The following is an 18,098-nucleotide window of genomic DNA, read 5'->3' as shown; positions in this document are numbered from 1 at the left end:
ATGCGCATTTTGCATCTGTATTTCAACACAAAACACGCATTTTCAATCATAAGTTTTACCAGCCTTTCAAAGCGGAAATATTATAATTTAACAGTTTTCTCTCATAATTTTCCGGACTGATCTTCCACTGATACGGAGATGTATTCAGATATTTTTTGAAGTTCCGGTTAAATGTAGATGTCGTGGTAAATCCCACTTTCTGTGCGACCACATCCATCGGATCATTTGTCTTTTTCATGATATCACATGCTTTTTGCACACGCATCAGATTGATATAATCCATCGGTGACATATTCATATAAGATTCAAACACTCTTCTGAAATGCGTCTCACTCATATGACTTGCCTTTGCAAGTTCTTCCACACGAATATTATTCGCATACTCTAATCTGACATAATCAAGTGCTGCCGTAATCTGGGAAACACCTGTCTTTTTCTTTACTTCATCCTCCGATACATCACTTTCACACATACGGAGCAATTCTGTAAAAAATGCGATCAAAAGACCTCTGACACAATCATTAAAATGGCTTTTTTTCTGTCTCATCTCATCCATGAGCATCTTCACAAGAACGGAAATCCCGCGATTTTCCCATTCATGGAAAAACAAAGCCTTTCGATTGACCATCTGTAATACTTTTTTTTGCATGACAGCATTATCCGGATACAATTCCTGGATCATGACCATCGGATCAAAAAATAGATATTCCCAATAGCTTGGTCCCTCCGCTATATCACTGATCGTCACATGCGGGTAATTCTGCGGAATAATACTGACCATTGCCGGTTCGTAGCTTTTTGTCTGTTCATTTAAGATCAGCCTGCCGGTACCGTTTTTACAATATCCGATTTCCATGAGATTATGAAAATGAAGATTGCTTTCATCATGTCCGTAATCACGAATCCAGCTGTCTCCTAAAAGTGCCAGAACATATTCACCCTGCGGAACTTCATAAAATCTTAGTTCCATCGTGTCTTTTTTCTTTTTCCCCATGGTTATTACCTCTTTTTAAAACTGCCGTACATTATTTCAGTACGGCAGCCATTTTGTTTCTGATATCAGAATTTAATCAAAATCAAATTTTGTAATTCTATCATGCATTGCTTTATAACGGAAACGGATCATTTCGTTTTTCTCTAATACATCCTCTTCCGTTCCACGGTACTGACAGCGGATACAGCTATAAATACCAGTTTCTTTATTGTAGAACATATCGATGTCAAGATCTCTTAAAAAACAGGATGGGCATCTATAATTTAATTTGCCTTTGCCAAGTTGAGCCATGTTGCAAATACCTCCTTATCTGAGATTGTTTTTCTGTATCCCAATGTGAACATTGGTGAGAATGCATATCCTTCTTTTACATATCCTTCTGCCTTTGCATCGGATGCTGTCATGGATACTCTTGTCTCGATTTCAGGAACGACTGCAGAAACCTCTGTAGCTCCTACGACGCCCTCTTCACGGCATTTGTATTCATAGTTGATCGTCTTCTCTTCCGGTCCGTCGATCTTTAATGTGATATGACTCATATCCTCGGAATACTCAGTTGTACCATAGCATGCAACCATGTATTCATTTAATGTTACTTCTGCAGTCGGATCACTCATCTCTAAGATGTGACGCTCGATCCTGATGTTGGAAGATCCTTCCTCAAAGTATTCTTTTGTCTGAAGTTTTACAGTCAGATCCTTAAACTCGATCGTAACAGGGTCTAATGTAAGGATTCTTGTCTTGCCTTCCTGGGAGAAGTGTGCATGTGTCGGGCAGAGGCAGAGATCAACTTCCTCTCCTTTGTAAGAAAGTTTTGCACTTCTTACAGTTCCCTCTCCTGCGTAATGTGTAAAGTAACCTGCACGGTATTTCTCCTGGATTAAGAATGGGTAGGATGCATCCTGAACATGTTTTGTTCCAATGCCGACCGGCCACTCTAATTTTGCTGCATAAGGACGAAGATCAACGATCGCACCGCCCTGATCCATATTAACACATGCTCTCATGTACGGATCGCAGTACCAGAATAACTGTTTGTCTGAACCATATAAGATATCTCTCCAGAGAGCACATTCCGGCTCGTTGTAATTGTTCTGGTTGACACCTTTCTTCTCACGGTAGTAATCAGCGAACTCTGACATGGTCATATCTACTAACTGACCTTCTTTTTTCAGCTTGCCGTAGTAAGCACAGCCATCGCTGTAAGATTTGTAAAGGAGTTCATATGGCTGCTCCCAGCGTCCCATCTTGTTCATCCAGCCCGGTCCAACGAACATCATGTTGTAGGAATATCCGTTGTTATACTTCTCTAAGGAACGGTACTGGTCGATTAAGTTATAAAGATATGGATATTCCCATGTCTTTGTATCATAAATCATACCACGGAGTACATTCTGCGGATGTGTTCCGAAGTTCGAACCATTTCCATCGTAACATGCGATCAGGTCACGGGAAAGATGAGGGATTGCTACGATACCGCTGTCTTCCTCTTTATTTGCAGCCGGTGCATGTGTGTTCTGTTTCGATGGAATCCATGGTGCCCATGGGCCGCCATCAAATAATGTATACCAGGAGTTGTTGCAGGTGTGATATGCCTTCGGGCCTTCCTCCCAGCAGGTAGCAACTGCACATTTTACAGTCGGATAAGTTGCTTTGATATAGTTTGTCAGATCAGCATCCATATAATAAGATCCTGTTGACTCCGGATAAAAACCGAATCTGTCATGGAATTTCTCGAATACATCATTTACGATGGCTTTCTTATCTTCCATGGAGAACATCCAGATACAGAAGTCTTTTGTCTTATATTTTTCGCGGAACTCCTCACAAGGAAGTCCTAATAAAGATAATGCGATCTCATCACCATATACTTCATGGTCATGTTTTGCGATCTCTACTGCTTCATCATTGAAGAGTGAAGCATATGTCATCTGAATGGTTACTTTTAATCCATTCTCGTGAGCTAATCTCTGCTGTGTCTTAAAGATATCCAAAGACTCTGTTAAAAGTGCTTTATCTCCGATATCCTCTTCTTTTCCCTGTCCTGTCACTGTCGCAGAATACTCTGGAACCAGCTCCGGACGATGAATAAGATTCAGTACAAATTTATCCATTTTTTTCTTTCTCCTCTAAAATTTTATCTAAAAGAGTTAATACTCTTCTCAAAACTACACTTTCTCAGAAGAACGCTGCTCCTGCGTTCTTCCAACGCGGGTTAGTAACACTTAGGCATTGCAGCCTCTGCTGCAATGTCTACTTAGTGTTACTTCCCGCAATTTAGCCTTTAACAGCTCCGCCGGTAACACCCTCAACATAGAATTTCTGCATTACTACGAAGAGAATTGAAATCGGGATTGCGATCATTACACCGCCGGCACAGAAGATTGCGAAGTAATCTCCGATCAGAGTCTTCTGTAACAGGTTATAAAGACCGATCGCAACTGTCCAGTCTGCCGAATCTTTCGACTTGATCATGATCCGTGCCAGAACAAAATCCATCCATGGATTCAGGAAAGAGTTGATAATCGTATATACTATCATCGGTTTTGATAGCGGAATAATGATTTTTCCAAAAATTGTTGCCTCGGAAGCACCCTCTAAGCGGGCAGCCTCTCTCAGTGAAACCGGGATGGTATCAAAGAAACCTTTCAATACTAAAAACCCAAGTCCCGAACCTGCAGAATATACGATAACCAGACCTGCAAGTGAATCGGTAAGTCCGATCATTTTTAAAACAAAATAAACAGCGATCATGGAAAGTACACCTGGGAACATTCCAAGAATGATAGAAAAGCTCATCAGAGGTTTTCTCGCCTTAAATCTCATACAACTGAATGCATAAGAGACCATCAGTACAAAAGCGGATGAAACGATACAGGTAAAAAATGCTACGATAAAAGTATTTTTAAACCATGCAGGGAAGTTTGCTGCTGTATCTGTCTTGAAGAACAGTTGATGATAGTTTGCCAGTGTCCAGTGTTCCGGGAAAAAGTGCTGATAACTTACACCCTTTGTAGTGGAAAGGGATGTTACAACCAGCCATACAATCGGAATCAGCCAGATGATTGCCAAAAGAGCAAGTACTAAATGTCTTACAATGATTTTCCATGTTTTCTTTTTCATTATTGGTACACCTCCTCTTTATCGCCACTGATCATTCTTGTATAGCTAAGCAATGTAAGAAGCGCACAGATAGCAAATGAAATAATACCAATTACCGATGCCATCTTATAGTTTGAGTTATCGTTGGTCAATGTAAACAGCCATGTAATGAGAAGGTCTGTCTCTTTTGCATTAGAGTTTGCAAATGCCATGTTTGCTGTTGCATTGGAACTTGTCAGCAGATAAATAACGTTAAAGTTATTGATGTTTGCAATGATGCTCTGAATCAGGGATGGTCCACAGATAAATAATACATACGGCATTGTGATCTTCCAGAAGATCTGCCATTTATTTGCACCATCGATACGTGCGCTCTCCAACTGATCTGTCGGAATATTCATCAGAATACCGGTAGCGGAAAGCATCTGATATGGAACACCGACCCAGATATTAATAAGAATGATCATTGCATGAGACCAGCCCGGTTTAGAGAGAAATGGAATATAGTTTCCTGAAACAAGTCCGATGCTTTGTAACCAGCCTGTCAGACCGATGTTGGAACATAATGTATTTACAATACCGTGGTCGCTGAACATTTTGCTTACAAGAAGCAATGTTACGAACTGTGGAATCGCGATTGTCACAACAAAAAGTGATCTCCACATTTTTTTAAAATGTGTATCTTCATGGTTGATCAACTTTGCCAAAAGAATACCACCGATGAAAGTTGTAAATGTTGCCGATACTGCCCAGATCATTGTCCATGCAAGAATTCTTACGAATGCATAGGAGAATGTGATCGTGGTGCCGCCTGTAAACATATTCTTAAAGTTTCTAAGTCCAACCCATGTAAACAGGTAGTTTGGCGGCATATGATCCATATCATAATTGGTAAATGCCACACAGGACATAAAAATGATCGGTATAATGTTCATCATAATAACACCGATACTCGGCAGGGTAAGTAATGTGATATAAAACTTACCATTGAAAAGAGATTTTATATCTTCTGCAAATGTATTGACATGTTCTCCCTCTTCTTTCATAAGCTGAAGCCGGTAAACAGCTTTCATATTGCTTATATATAAAAATATGAATGCTACGATTACGAGAACACCAATAATACCATATAGCAGGATCAGCAATGAGTTATCGTAATCATTAACAGTATTTTTCAAGGTCAGCGGATCAAATACGGACTCATACTGAACGGTACCAAGTGTATTTAAATCCTTAATATAATTGATAGAGAACATTCCTGTAAACAGGATCACTACCACTTCAAGGGCTGTTATTAAGACACCTTTGACGATCTGTTTCCGTCCCCAGTATCCTGCACCCATAACAAGCAGTGAAAGCTTGCACCAGATATCTCCCTTTGCCACTGCTGTTCCGAAATCGACAAAGTATTTTTTGATTGCGTTTAAAAATGTTTTCATAGATTCACTCCCTATGCGCGTGAATGAGAATTTTTGTTTCGGTAACAAAAACTTTTCTCTTTTTAAAAATCCCCACATGACCTGTCTGTCAGGTCATGTGGAAATATGAGTTTTACAGATATTTTGATTATTCAGCTACCGGCTGTGTAATACCAGCTACTGCATCATCAAGTACAGCCTGAAGATCTGTTGCACCGTCAACCAGATTCTGTCCAAGTGCCTTTGCCGGATCCCAGTAATTATTGCCTACAACCTGCTGATCTGCAAACTCTGACTGCGCTGCAAGTGCTGCAAGTGCCGGGGAATCAATCTGAGCTGCTGCTACTGTGTTAGCCGGTCCCTCTGATGTAGCGTTACCAATTGCTAACTGACTCTCCTCATTTGTGAGATACTCAGCAAGGAGCATTGACCAGCCAACATTTTTAGCATGGGAGTTCACACCTACAAATTTGTATCCTGCATAAGATCCCATCTGTGTAGCTGTTCCATTTACATCGAAAGTAGGTAATTTACATGCTGCATATCCATCACCGTATTTCGCTTCAAAAGATCCGGTGTTCCATGTACCGGAAACATATGCGCTAAGTGTACCGTCATTTAACATGGTAATTGCATCCTGATCTTGTACGCTTACAAACGCCGGAGAAGAAGTGATATTCTCAATGCTCTGTGCTACTGCAAGACCGGTCTCAGAGTTCCAGTCACAATTATTTGAGTTATCTTCATTCATGGAAAGTTCACAGCCTGCACCAGAGAAGAATCCATACAGATACCATCCATCTGCTACATTCATGCCAACTTTTGTTCCTGCTTCTTCCGCTTTTGCTGTAAGATTTTCCCAGGAAGCCACATCCTCTTCAGAGAAGATGTTTGAATCATAGTATAAGAAATAACCGTTTGATGCTGTTAACGGATAAGCGTAAAGTTTTCCGTCTTTGGTAGCTGCTGCTACAGTTGCCTCTGAGTTTGTTTCTTTCGGATCATATGTATATGTAGCTGCCACTTCCTGAAGCGCACCTGCATTTACAAGATCATTTACCTGATCATCTGCAAATACAAATACATCTGCTGCCGCATCAATATCCTCAAGAATCTTATCTTTGGCATCTGCCTCAGATACAGCACCGATTGTGATGTTGAAATCTACATCTGAGTACTGCTCTTTGAATTTGTCTGTCAGCTCTTTCATAACATTCTGATAAGCTTCAAGTTCTGAGCACCATAACTGGATATCTACGGTTCCATCTGTAGATGCGATCAGATTTGCGATTGCATCATCGGAAGCTGATGCTGCCTCTGTCTCTGCAGCTGCATCGCCTGCTTCTGTTGTTGCAGCTGCATCACTGCTCTCTGCTGCATTGTCTGCTGCGCTGTTGTCAGCTGTGCTGTTGTTTGCTGCTTTGTTTCCACATCCTGCGAACATGGAAGCTACCATTGCTGCACATAATACTGTGCTGATGACTTTTTTCTTCATTTGAAAATCCTCCCTTTTCCTTGATAGAAAAAAATGTTCTTTTAGAACGCTTTTTCGTGTTGCGCTATGCGCAATCGGTTGTTCTATGGTTAGAGTATATCTCTGTTACATACTTGTGTCAATGTCCACTATTTATAATAAATCCGACCATTTTTTAGCAATTTTGCACAATATTATTTTCTTCTCTTTCTTTTATTTTTTTCATATTCGACTTTTGCGCAACCGTTAACCATCGATTTTTCGTGCATTTTCAATTATGTAACATGCTTTTTATGGATGTTTTAGCTCTTTTTTTGCAATTTTTGAACCAGTGATTTTGGGGGCAGATTTGGTAACGTTTTCAAAAGATATAAACTGGGTATATCTGCCCAGCAAAACAGTTTTCTGTAAAAAAAAAGCGAAACACATTCATTTTCCTGTGCTTCGCCCATTTCAAATTCATAACTTCAATCTATCCATAGATTTTCCTGTCTGTATTTACTTTGTCGATTCTTTGAGTACCACTTCATATGGAAGTAATGTGCGTTCTTTTACTTCAAGTCCCTCCGTCAGATCAAGCAGTGTTCTGCATGCTACCATTCCAAGTTCTTTCGCATCAAATGACAGCGATGTGATCGACGGTACGTTATTTTCAAGTACCATGCTGTTATAAAACGATGCCACACGGACATCTTCCGGTACTTTGACATGCTGCTGGCGGAGTGTTTTTAAAACACGGCTGCAGACAGCATCATCCATACATAGAATACAGTCTGCCTGCCGGTTCAACGCTTCCTTGACTGCTTTTTCCACCAAAACCTGATTATCCTGGCTTAAAAACATCAGGTCCTCATCTAACTCTTTTCCCATCTTTGCATATGCTTCGCGAAATCCCCGCAGACGGCTCTGTGTGACCACATGTTCCTCATTGCCGCCGATCAGCGCAATTTTTTCCATTTGTTTCATCAATATGATCGATGTAAGTTCTTTGCATGCGCTCTTGTGATTGTGGTCTACCTGGATCACACCTTTATAATTGGTACTGGTACTTCCGATCGTGACAAACGGTACATTTTTTGTCTGCAAAAAATCAATCTGTTCATCTTCCACAAAAGTACGCATCAGTATCACGCCGTCCACTTTATGATTTGCAATGATACGTTCTAAAGAAGATATGTCATTCGTCCTGCAGATAGAAAGCAGGATGTCGTATTCCATGCTTCCAGCAATCTCCTGTATGCCAAACAGACATTCCTGAAAGAAAGTAAGATCCACAACATCATACTCTCCCGGCATGGCAACACAGATATTATAAGTCTTAGACTGTGCAAGCCCTTTCGCAATCACATTTGGCTTATAGTCATGCTCCTCTATATATGCTAAAACACGTTCTCTCGTTTCCTTACCGATCCGTCCTTTGCCGGAAATCGCACGCGATATGGTTGTCTTTGATACCCCAAGTGCCTCTGCCACATCCGCAATCGTAATATTTTTTTCTGACCCCTTATCCATAAACTCTTATCCCTCGCTTTTTTGCGCTTAGTTGCGCAACTAAGTTTATTATTGTACAACCAGGGGCAAAAATCAATCCTATTTTTTTCCTATTTTTATTCCAGTATCAGACTTTTTACCGTTTTTCCGGCAAGCCTCTCGCTGCGCATATCCGGCTGCATACCTCCGACAAATATCCGGAAGTTTCCAGACGGCAGGATCTTCTTTCCTTTCTCATCATACAGCATAAACGCCTCCGGTTCTAAGCGGATGTGAATTTCTTTTTCTTCTCCTGCGTGAAGTGGAAGTTTTACGATCTTTTTCAACTGTCCATATGGCATATCAGAATGTTCTGCCTTCACGTAAACCTGTACCGTCTCGATACCATCCATTTTTCCGGTATTTTTTACGGACACACCGATTGTTACCCCATCAGAGGTCTTTGGTCTCTGCTCTAAAAACCTGATATTCTGATACGTATACTCCGTATAGGAAAGTCCATAGCCAAACGGATATAATGCCTCCTGTTTCATATAACGGTAAGTTCTTCCCTTCATGGAATAGTTTTCAAACTCCGGCAGTTCTTCCGTGGTACGGTAAAATGTGACCGGCAGTTTTCCTTCCGGATTTGCTTCTCCAAACAAAATATCTGCAATCGCCGCTCCGCCTCTTGCGCCCGGATACCATCCCTGTATGATCGCATCCACATGTTCATCCGCCCAGCTTACCGCAAGCGCACTTCCTGATAACAGGACTAAAACAACAGGTTTGCCACAGGATACTGCTGCTTCTAAAATTTCCTCCTGTAGTCCCGGAAGATTCAGATCCGGTTTGTCACCACTGCCATACTCATTGCCTGCATCTCCTTCTTCTCCCTCAATACCTGCATCGAGCCCAAGTACTGCAATAACCACATCACTCTCTTTACATACACCAAGCACTTCCGACATGCGGTCATTCTCCTGTGCCAGATTGCTGGTACGATCCTTATAAAGATGACATCCCTCTGAATAGAGCACCCTCACATCATCGCCGACATAATCTTCAATTCCCTCTAACACAGTAATGTAACGTGACGCAGTTCCCTCATAATTGCCAACTAACGCACGTCTGCTGTCTGCATTCGGTCCGATCACACCGATCGTTTTTATTTTATTTTTATCAAGCGGTAATATATGCTCCTTATTTTTTAACAGGACAATCGTGCGTTTTGCTACTGCTTCATTGAAAGTTCTCATTTCTTTGCTGTCTGCGGCAAGATAAGGAATTTTATCATATGGGTTTTCTTCTTTTTTATCGAACACACCCAGTTTCATTCTTGCCGTAAAAAGATTTGTGACAGCCTCATCTAAACGTTCTTCTTTGACCAGTCCCTGTCTTACCGCCTGAACCAGAAAGCCAAACAATGTACCGCAGTTTAAGTCACAGCCATTATTCATTGCCATCGCAACCGATTCGATTGCGGTGCTTGTAACATGATGTCCTTCATGAAAATCCCTGATTGCCCAGCAGTCAGATGTCACATGTCCCAAAAATCCCCATTCTTTTCGCAGAATATCGTTCAGCAGACGTTTGTTTCCACAGCATGGAACTCCATTTGTCCGGTTATACGCCCCCATTACTGCTTCTACTTTTCCTTCTTTTACACATGCTTCAAATGCCGGCAGATATGTTTCCCTTAAATCCTGTTCCGTCACCTTGGCATCAAATTCATGACGCACCACCTCCGGTCCGCTGTGAACTGCAAAATGTTTCGCACATGCAGCCGCTTTTAAATAATTTTCATCATGTCCCTGTAAGCCTTCAATATACCGTACTCCAAGACGGCTGGTCAGATACGGATCTTCCCCAAAAGTCTCATGTCCCCTGCCCCATCTTGGATCGCGGAAAATATTGACATTCGGTGCCCAGAAAGTCAGGCCTTTATAAATATCTGTATCTTTTCCTTCCTGCTGCATATTAAATTTGGCTCTTGCCTCCGTTGACACCGCATCCCCGACCTGTTCTAACAGATCTTCGTCAAAAGTTGCAGCCAGACCGATCGCCTGCGGAAATACAGTTGCTGTGCCGGCTCTTGCCACACCATGCAGTGCCTCGTTCCACCAGTTATATGCCTTTATATTTAACCGTTCCACCGCCGGTGCCTGATACAGGGTCTGTGCCACTTTTTCTTCCAGTGTCATTTTACCGACCAATTCTGCCGCACGTTTTCTATAATTGTCAAGTTTTTCTTTATTATGATTCAGTTCCATATGTCCATCCTCCATACTTATACCGGTTTTAATGTCAGGCTTTATTCTCTGGCAGCCTGCAAAAAACATTGCTTATTCATTTATGTTAATGAATAAAAGTATAACTGTCTACACTATATTTTACAGTATTTTTCCCGACAAATCATAGATATTTTTTCAAAAGAAAAACTGCGGCATTTTTCATACCGCAGTCTCTTTGACTTATTTTTTGATCTTGATTTTTATGGTTGCTTTCTTACCACTTCCATCGGTTGCTTTTGCCGTGATCGCAACTGTTTTTCCAATTCCAGCTTTCTTTGCCGTCACAACACCTTTGCTGTTTACTGTCGCATATTTGTTGTTTGAAGAAGTCCATTCAATCTTTGAATTGGCTTTCTTTGCTGTCACAACACCTTTGCTGTTTACCGTCGCATATTTCGTATTCGAAGATGACCATACAACTTTTTTATTTGTCGCTTTCTTCGGACCAACGGTTGCCTTCAGGGTCAGTTTTTTGCCAACTGCTAGAGAATGCTGTCCCGGTGTGATCGTAATTTTCTGTACTTTCACGTTTTTCTTTGTATTATCTGGTTTCTCTGTATCCGCCGGTTTCTTTGTATTGTCCGGTTTCTCTGTATCCGCCGGTTTCTTTGTATTGTCCGGTTTTTCTGTATCTGCCGGTTTTTCTGTATCACCTGGCTTTTCTGTATCCGCTGGTTTTTCTGTATCCGCTGGTTTTTCTTTCAGATTACCGACTGCTGCAGCTAATCTTTCTGTAACCGCATCAATCTCATTCTGCGTTGCCTTTTCGTTTGCTGCCACCTCTTTTGCTGCTGCAAGTGCCTCAGCAAAAACTTTATAGCTTTCCTCTGTATAATCAGATGCATTTATTTTTTCAGCTTTGGCAATCTGCGCATTTAATGCTGTCTTATCAACCGAAACGACGACCGGTGCCTTATCTTTTACTGTCTTCCAGATGCACATATTTGCTTCCTCCCTGTGCACCTGAAGTTTCCTCCGTGACCGTTCCGGTTGTGTCCCATCCGGTCAGTCCATCCTCAAAATTAAAATTTGCATTTTCCATACCGGAAACTGTTTCTGCCGACACCTTCACCGGTTCCGGCAATCCGGCAAGCAGTGAAACTGCCATCATACCGGCAAGCAGTCCACTTATAAACCTTCGTTTCATCCTCTTTCTCCCTTCTCCTTTTTACGCAAATATATTTATTCATAAATATCTTCCGCTTGCGCAACCGTTTATTCAATTATAAATATTTCATATTTTATTTACAATTAACACATTTCAACAATATTTTTATCTCCTTTTTATTCATTTATTACAATATATTTTGTTTTATTTTGGTATTTTTTACTAATTTTTATCGTTTATTTTTAGTATTTTTCATGTTTTATCATCTTTCTTGTCGCGATCAAACTACATTGTTGCGCAGTTTTTTTTATATTTTTTTGAATAAATATGCTTTTATTTTTCTATTTTTCCGCTTTATATACTTTTTTTCATGCATTTACAGCCATTTGCGATTTTTTATCTGTTGCATTACAGCATTATGGTTTACACACAAATTTCTGAATGATATACTATATTTGCGCAAGCGATTGCTTTGTGTGTAACACTTACAGATATCATGAAAAGAAAGGGCAATATGAAAACAGAAAAACTTTATTTTGGAGCTGCATATTATTCCGAATATCTTCCATATGACCGGGTAGAAAAAGATATGGAAATGATGGAAAAGGCAGGGATGAATGTCATCCGTATCGCAGAATCGACATGGAGCACTTTAGAGCCAACAGAAGGGGTGTATGATTTTACACATATTGATAAAATGTTAGACGCTGCTGCACGCCACCATATTTCTGTGATCGTCGGAACACCGACCTATGCCGTACCGACATGGCTGGTAAAAAAATATCCGGATATCCTTGCGATCACACAGAATGGCCGCGAACGATACGGTCACCGTCAGAATATGGATATCACAAACCCTGATTATCTCTCCCATGCCGAACGCGTGATCCGCGTTCTGATGGAGCATGTGAAGGATGTACCACATGTGATCGGCTATCAGCTTGATAATGAGACCAAAAGTTATGGAACTGCCGGTCCCCGTGTTCAGGCAATGTTTGTAGATTATTTAAAAGAAAAGTTTCCGGATATCAATGATTTTAACCATGAGTTCGGACTTGATTACTGGAGCAACCGTGTAAATGACTGGGAAGATTTTCCGGATGTCAGAGGTACGATCAACCAGAGTCTTGCCGCAGAATTTTGTAAATTCCAGCGCTCGCTTGTCACAAAATTTCTGGGCTGGCAGGCTGATATTGTCCGCGAATATAAACGTGATGACCAGTTTATCACCCAGAACTTTGATTTTGCATGGACAACCCATTCCATCGGTTATCAGCCTGAAGTGGATCAGTACGATGCCGCCCGCTGCATGACAGTTGCAGGTGCCGATATTTATCATCCATCCAACGAGGAACTGACCGGTGCTGAGATCACCGTATGCGGAAATATCTCACGCAGCCTGAAAAAAGATAATTATCTGATCTTAGAGACCGAAGCCCAGGGAATGACTCCATGGCTTCCTTATCCGGGACAGCTCCGTCTTCAGGCATACAGTCATATCGCAAATGGATCAAACAGTGTAATGTACTGGCACTGGCATTCAATTCACAATGCGATTGAAAGCTACTGGAAAGGCGTACTCTCCCACGATTTTTCAGAAAATGAAACTTACCGCGAGGCTGTTGTTATCGGAAATGAATGGAAAAAGATCGGTTCTCACTTAAAGAACCTGAAAAAAGAAAATAAGGTCGCTATCATGCTTGACAATGCTTCTCTGACCGGATTCGCACAGTTTCCTCTGGAAAATGCAGGTGTAAACGGCTACAACACTGTAATGCGCTGGTTTGCAGATGCCCTCTACCGCTTAAATATTGAGTATGATATGATTTCATCTAAAGAACGTGATTTTTCCGGTTATGAATGTCTGATCGTACCGGCACTCTACAGCGCACCGGAATCACTGCTCTCTGCACTGGATTCCTATGTAACAGGCGGCGGACACCTGATCACATCCTTCCGCAGCGGTTTCTCGGATGAATATTTAAAAATTTATCCGGATATGCAGCCACATATGCTGCATAAATGTCTTGGACTTCATTATGACCAGTTTACACATCCGCATCATGTGGACATAGCACCGGTTCAGAATAACATCTCTGCGATCGCCAAAGAACACTTTGCACTCTCCGATGACCATTCTGCTTCCCTATGTGCTTCTGCAAGTGAATGGATGGAGCTTATCACCTGTGATACCGCCATACCGGTATTAAAATACAGCCATCCGGCATACGAACTCTATGCTGCTGCAGCAATAAATCAGTATGGTAATGGTTCGACACTTTATTTTGGAACGATGTTTGATAATCATGAACTGTTAGAATCCGTGCTTTTATCTTTCCTGCATGAAGCCGGTTTTTCGGGTGCAGATCTATCATCCAATGCACCGCATTATCCACTGATCGTAAAGAAGGGCGTCAACGATTTTGGCAAAGAATTGTGCTACTACCTGAATTACTCAAAAGATCCGGTTTCTGTGGTTCATCACGAAAAAAACGGTGTGGAATTGATTTCTGAAACGGCTATTGCCTGTGGAGATAAGATCAATCTCGACGGATGGGGTGTTGCCGTAGTTGAGATGTAACATTTCTTTTATTAATTTTATCAAAACAGCTGTAACTCCTTTTATTTATGGGGGTACAGCTGTTTTACCCTACTCTGTTTTTCTCCCATATATCTCAAAATATTCACTTGCCTGCTGCATTGAGATATTAAGTTTATCCTGTAACTTCCTTAAAATATCTTCTTTGGAAAAGTTCATTTCAAGACAGATCTCTATCAGTCCTTTTGCCTCTCCTTTTGCTTCTCCCTCTAAAATAAGATCTTCGATTGCCTTACACATCTCTATCTCCTCCATTTCTTCCGATACCTCGATTGGTGTATTTGTGATTGTCTTTATCACCCTTGCCGCATTCATTTCTATAGTCTTATGGGTATCTGTCCGCAAAAATTCCAACAGCTTTTCTTTATCTTTTGGATACTTGATATATCCCATAACTTCTTTTAAACTTGTAGAAAACTTATCTAATTCTTCTTCTGTCAGCTTTGCCGGATCAATCAGATACAAAGGTGATGACTGGTCTGATATGGTTTTCTTTAAAAAAAACCGGAGAGATATTTGCCATTACTCTTTCCTGAAAAATCCTTTTTGTTCCTGCGATGATCTGCCGCTATATTTATAAATATTTCCGTACCAGGATTTTCCCAATCGTCTGACTGCCTGCTACAATATCAGAATTTCCTGTTATATCCACGGGATTTCCTTTATAATCAGTAACTTTTCCACCCGCTTCTTCCACAAGCAGCATTCCGGCTGCATAATCCCATGGTTTTAAACTGCGTTCAAAATATGCATCAATCCTTCCGGCTGCCACGTACGCAAGTTCTAATGCCGCAGAGCCAAGTCTTCTGATGTCTGCGCAATCTGTAAATACCTTTTCAAAAACTTTAAAATTTTCTTTTGCAAGTTCACGATGATACGGACTTGTTCCGATAGAAATCAGACACTCCGAAAAATTTCCCCTGCTGCTGACCGATATCGGATTTCCATTTAACCAGGCCCCTTTTTGCCGTTCTGCTACAAAGATTTCATCGGAATACGGATGATATATGATTCCAAATGTAAGTATACCATTTCTCGCAAGTGCCAGTGAGAGTGTACTGTTCCGAAAATCATGGATAAGATTTGTTGTCCCATCCACCGGATCTAAGATCCAGACGTCACCCGAAAAATCTATGTCACTGTTATCCTTCTCTTCTCCCATAAACTGTATATCCGGATACAATTCATAAAGTGCCTGCTTCACCTGTTCCTGCACTTTAAAATCAATCTGTGTCACAAAATCTGCTACACCCTTCACCTTGATATTTGATGACCCCTCACGGTCTGAAAATAATGGTTTTACCTTTTTTACGATCTCTATAACCTTTTGTGTATCAATATTCATGCCCATACTCCCATTTTTCACGATGACAGATCACAACCATCCAGCCCTACTTTGTGTTCTTCCCATATATCTCAAAATATTCACTTGCCTGCTGCATTGAGATATTAAGTTTATCCTGTAACTTCCTTAAAATATCCTCTTTGGAAAAGTTCATTTCAAGACAGATCTCTATCATTCCTTTTGCCTCTCCTTTTGCCTCTCCTTTTTTCTCTCCCTCCATCCTTCCACGAGACTCACTCTCTAAGATCAGATCATCAATTGCCTTACACATCTCTATCTCCTCCATTTCTTCCGATACCTCAATTGGTGTATTTGTGATCATCTTTATCACCCTCGCTGCATTCATTTCTATAGTCTTACGGGTATCTGTCCGCAAAAATTCCAACAGCTTTTCCTTATCTTTTGAATATTTGATATATCCCATAACTTCTTTTAAACTTGTAGAAAACTTATCTAATTCTTCTTCTGTCAGCTTTGCCGGATCGATCAGATGGATGCGATAGTTTTCCACAAAACTCAGGATTTCCATATCCCTTGTCGCCATCATTTCATGCAATGACAACGGTCCGTCCCATTCTTCCGCTCCAAAATGAATCACAAGGGTAATGACTGGTCTGATATGATCTTCTTTAAAAAATCCGGAGAGATATTCGCCATTACTTTTTCCTAAAAAATCCTTTTTGTTCCTGCGGTGTTCTGCCGCTATATCCGCCACCTGTCTGCCGTATTGCAGTGCATCATAAATAGCATTTCTGACCGGCATTGCATAATGCACCTCTGTCTGATTTTCGATGCCCAAAAGAACGTAAGACGTTTTTTCGTCCTGTTTTACTACTGCAGATTTTAAAAGATCGCGATATCTCTGCACGGCATCTGTTTTTATGTCCACTCTACTTGCATTTTTCTTCCTTACTGATCCATTTTTTACAGAACTCCATTCTGTTTTCTGCACTTCCCATTTCTTATCTTCACCGACTTTTTCTTCATTTCCAAACGGCAGTACAATCTCTGTTGAATCAATTTCTATCAGTTTTGCAGGATCAATAACCTTTTTCCCATTGTAGATCAGATAATTAAATGCATCTGCAAATACGGTATTTTCCCTCATATACTCTTTTGTTACTATATCCGCTGTTCCCATTCATTTCTCCTCCCTGATGTTATTTGGGAGAAATCTCAGGTTTAAAGAATCCTCCCATACTTTGTGTGGAAGAAATCTCCGGATTTTAAGAATTCTCCCTGCTTAAATGTGTGGATAATAAAAGCATTGAAAATTCTTACAATTTTGATCTGTGGATAGAATGGCATATATGCCTGTATAGATAATTCAGAATGTCATGCTTTGTATGGATTTTAGCATATTGCTTATATTATGTCATTAAAAACACCTTATTTTAATTATATTTGTAAGTATTGCACAAAAAAATAGCATATAATTTCTACATGCTATTTTTAATAAAATATTTTATCTGCATAATCAGTAACTATCCGCTTATAACTTTTACAATTTTCTTTTCATTCTGCGCAAAATCTCTTTGTCATCAGCCGATATACGGTAAGATTCTATCATTTTCTGAATTGCCTTATTGTATGTCTCATCATCCAGGTGATTATTAAGCAAAAACGCATGTGTCTCCTTTGGAAATTTTGCATATGCAGTTGCAATGCCCCACGCGACTCCCATTTTCCGGTAATACCCCGGATGATCAAGACTATCCCACACAGACAGCACACGCGTAATATACTCCTCTGTCAGGAAATGATCCATCAGCATGACGGCAACGACACGCTGCGCAAATTCATGATCAGATTTTGCATAAAGCATCAGAAAATCCCATACTTTTTCACGGTATTTCTGTGCAATTTTAAAAGTAGCACAAAAGCAGTCATTGACTGACCAGTCATGTATCTTCGGGATAAACGTCCGTACATACTCCAAAAGCTCATTGATTTCTCCCTTTGCATATCCAATCACGAGCCCCTGCAGCATGATTTCCTCATAAGTATCACAGACAGCATGATCTAAATATCCCCGCCAGTCCTCTTTTGCAATCTTTTTCGCAAGAGTTCGCAGTTTTGGGATACGCACACCTAAAATCGGGTCTGCTCCGGGAATCAGACCGGATGTAAACTTCTGAAATTTTGATTCTGCTTCCGCATCTAACCATGCACGGATTTCTTCATTTGTCATATGTAATTCTCCTATGTTTATCATGAATTACTCAACAAATGCTAGTTTGTTGAGGCATGCGTCGCCCATCCAAATGGTGTTTCGTAGGCTTGTGAGTGGCGTC

General features: G+C 40.7%; 15 protein-coding genes. 1 reads left to right on the top strand and 14 read right to left on the bottom strand.

What is annotated here, in order from left to right:
* Positions 1 to 55: 55 nt before the first annotated feature.
* The 10 genes from DW650_RS14270 to DW650_RS19455 form a co-directional block, all read right to left on the bottom strand.
* On the bottom strand, positions 56 to 994 hold the full coding sequence (locus DW650_RS14270; RefSeq protein ID WP_015521516.1) for a helix-turn-helix domain-containing protein: 939 nt from the start codon (positions 992 to 994) through the stop codon (positions 56 to 58).
* Between the two features lie 72 nt (positions 995 to 1,066).
* Positions 1,067 to 1,285 carry a hypothetical protein gene (locus DW650_RS14265; RefSeq protein WP_006858267.1) on the bottom strand — a complete coding sequence of 73 codons (219 nt, stop codon included), beginning with the start codon at positions 1,283 to 1,285 and terminating at the stop codon, positions 1,067 to 1,069.
* Positions 1,258 to 3,108, bottom strand: coding sequence for a hypothetical protein (locus tag DW650_RS14260; RefSeq protein WP_118210293.1), 1,851 nt, complete (start codon positions 3,106 to 3,108; stop codon positions 1,258 to 1,260). Before DW650_RS14260 ends, DW650_RS14265 begins: the two co-directional genes overlap by 28 nt.
* 163 nt (positions 3,109 to 3,271) lie before the next feature.
* Positions 3,272 to 4,117, bottom strand: coding sequence for a sugar ABC transporter permease (locus tag DW650_RS14255; protein WP_118210292.1), 846 nt, complete (start codon positions 4,115 to 4,117; stop codon positions 3,272 to 3,274).
* On the bottom strand, positions 4,117 to 5,535 hold the full coding sequence (locus DW650_RS14250; RefSeq protein WP_117921264.1) for a carbohydrate ABC transporter permease: 1,419 nt from the start codon (positions 5,533 to 5,535) through the stop codon (positions 4,117 to 4,119). Before DW650_RS14250 ends, DW650_RS14255 begins: the two co-directional genes overlap by 1 nt.
* 127 nt (positions 5,536 to 5,662) lie before the next feature.
* On the bottom strand, positions 5,663 to 7,009 hold the full coding sequence (locus tag DW650_RS14245; protein WP_118210291.1) for an extracellular solute-binding protein: 1,347 nt from the start codon (positions 7,007 to 7,009) through the stop codon (positions 5,663 to 5,665).
* 477 nt (positions 7,010 to 7,486) lie between these two features.
* Positions 7,487 to 8,500, bottom strand: coding sequence for a LacI family DNA-binding transcriptional regulator (locus DW650_RS14240; RefSeq protein ID WP_118210290.1), 1,014 nt, complete (start codon positions 8,498 to 8,500; stop codon positions 7,487 to 7,489).
* Between the two features lie 95 nt (positions 8,501 to 8,595).
* Positions 8,596 to 10,731 carry a glycoside hydrolase family 3 C-terminal domain-containing protein gene (locus tag DW650_RS14235; protein WP_117921267.1) on the bottom strand — a complete coding sequence of 712 codons (2,136 nt, stop codon included), beginning with the start codon at positions 10,729 to 10,731 and terminating at the stop codon, positions 8,596 to 8,598.
* A 201-nt stretch (positions 10,732 to 10,932) separates the two neighbouring features.
* A complete protein-coding gene (locus DW650_RS14230) occupies positions 10,933 to 11,694 on the bottom strand; it encodes an Ig-like domain-containing protein (RefSeq protein WP_118210289.1) in 762 nt (253 codons plus the stop codon).
* A complete protein-coding gene (locus tag DW650_RS19455) occupies positions 11,666 to 11,899 on the bottom strand; it encodes a hypothetical protein (RefSeq protein WP_147403017.1) in 234 nt (77 codons plus the stop codon). The genes DW650_RS14230 and DW650_RS19455 overlap by 29 nt, the downstream gene beginning before the upstream one ends.
* 475 nt (positions 11,900 to 12,374) lie before the next feature.
* On the opposite strand from DW650_RS19455, the gene DW650_RS14225 reads away from it, so the two are divergent.
* On the top strand, positions 12,375 to 14,441 hold the full coding sequence (locus DW650_RS14225) for a beta-galactosidase (protein ID WP_118210326.1): 2,067 nt from the start codon (positions 12,375 to 12,377) through the stop codon (positions 14,439 to 14,441).
* 69 nt (positions 14,442 to 14,510) lie between these two features.
* On the opposite strand, the gene DW650_RS14220 is transcribed toward DW650_RS14225, so the two are convergent.
* The 4 genes from DW650_RS14220 to DW650_RS14205 all read right to left on the bottom strand — a co-directional run bounded on the left by DW650_RS14220 (position 14,511) and on the right by DW650_RS14205 (position 17,995).
* Positions 14,511 to 14,924, bottom strand: a complete 414-nt coding sequence (locus DW650_RS14220) for a hypothetical protein (protein ID WP_243102977.1) — start codon at positions 14,922 to 14,924, stop codon at positions 14,511 to 14,513.
* Positions 14,925 to 15,033: 109 nt separating this feature from the next.
* A complete protein-coding gene (locus DW650_RS14215) occupies positions 15,034 to 15,804 on the bottom strand; it encodes an inositol monophosphatase family protein (RefSeq protein ID WP_117921274.1) in 771 nt (256 codons plus the stop codon).
* Between the two features lie 46 nt (positions 15,805 to 15,850).
* On the bottom strand, positions 15,851 to 16,945 hold the full coding sequence (locus DW650_RS14210) for an Rpn family recombination-promoting nuclease/putative transposase (RefSeq protein ID WP_118210288.1): 1,095 nt from the start codon (positions 16,943 to 16,945) through the stop codon (positions 15,851 to 15,853).
* 360 nt (positions 16,946 to 17,305) lie between these two features.
* Complete coding sequence (locus DW650_RS14205; protein WP_118210287.1) at positions 17,306 to 17,995, bottom strand: DNA alkylation repair protein; 690 nt, start codon at positions 17,993 to 17,995, stop codon at positions 17,306 to 17,308.
* Positions 17,996 to 18,098: the final 103 nt, after the last annotated feature.

Source organism: Roseburia sp. AM23-20 (assembly GCF_003470905.1).
Classification (GTDB): Bacteria; Bacillota; Clostridia; order Lachnospirales; family Lachnospiraceae; genus Roseburia; species Roseburia rectibacter.
This window is presented reverse-complemented; position numbering and strand designations above follow the sequence as displayed.

Excerpts from the sequence above, each read along its gene's own strand:
- DW650_RS14270 (WP_015521516.1), bottom strand. The coding sequence starts at position 994 with ATGGGGAAAAAGAAAAAAGACACGATGGAACTAAGATTTTATGAAGTT.
- DW650_RS14265 (WP_006858267.1), bottom strand. The coding sequence starts at position 1,285 with ATGGCTCAACTTGGCAAAGGCAAATTAAATTATAGATGCCCATCCTGT.
- DW650_RS14260 (WP_118210293.1), bottom strand. The coding sequence starts at position 3,108 with ATGGATAAATTTGTACTGAATCTTATTCATCGTCCGGAGCTGGTTCCA.
- DW650_RS14255 (WP_118210292.1), bottom strand. The coding sequence starts at position 4,117 with ATGAAAAAGAAAACATGGAAAATCATTGTAAGACATTTAGTACTTGCT.
- DW650_RS14250 (WP_117921264.1), bottom strand. The coding sequence starts at position 5,535 with ATGAAAACATTTTTAAACGCAATCAAAAAATACTTTGTCGATTTCGGA.
- DW650_RS14245 (WP_118210291.1), bottom strand. The coding sequence starts at position 7,009 with ATGAAGAAAAAAGTCATCAGCACAGTATTATGTGCAGCAATGGTAGCT.
- DW650_RS14240 (WP_118210290.1), bottom strand. The coding sequence starts at position 8,500 with ATGGATAAGGGGTCAGAAAAAAATATTACGATTGCGGATGTGGCAGAG.
- DW650_RS14235 (WP_117921267.1), bottom strand. The coding sequence starts at position 10,731 with ATGGAACTGAATCATAATAAAGAAAAACTTGACAATTATAGAAAACGT.
- DW650_RS14230 (WP_118210289.1), bottom strand. The coding sequence starts at position 11,694 with ATGTGCATCTGGAAGACAGTAAAAGATAAGGCACCGGTCGTCGTTTCG.
- DW650_RS19455 (WP_147403017.1), bottom strand. The coding sequence starts at position 11,899 with ATGAAACGAAGGTTTATAAGTGGACTGCTTGCCGGTATGATGGCAGTT.
- DW650_RS14225 (WP_118210326.1), top strand. The coding sequence starts at position 12,375 with ATGAAAACAGAAAAACTTTATTTTGGAGCTGCATATTATTCCGAATAT.
- DW650_RS14215 (WP_117921274.1), bottom strand. The coding sequence starts at position 15,804 with ATGAATATTGATACACAAAAGGTTATAGAGATCGTAAAAAAGGTAAAA.
- DW650_RS14210 (WP_118210288.1), bottom strand. The coding sequence starts at position 16,945 with ATGGGAACAGCGGATATAGTAACAAAAGAGTATATGAGGGAAAATACC.
- DW650_RS14205 (WP_118210287.1), bottom strand. The coding sequence starts at position 17,995 with ATGACAAATGAAGAAATCCGTGCATGGTTAGATGCGGAAGCAGAATCA.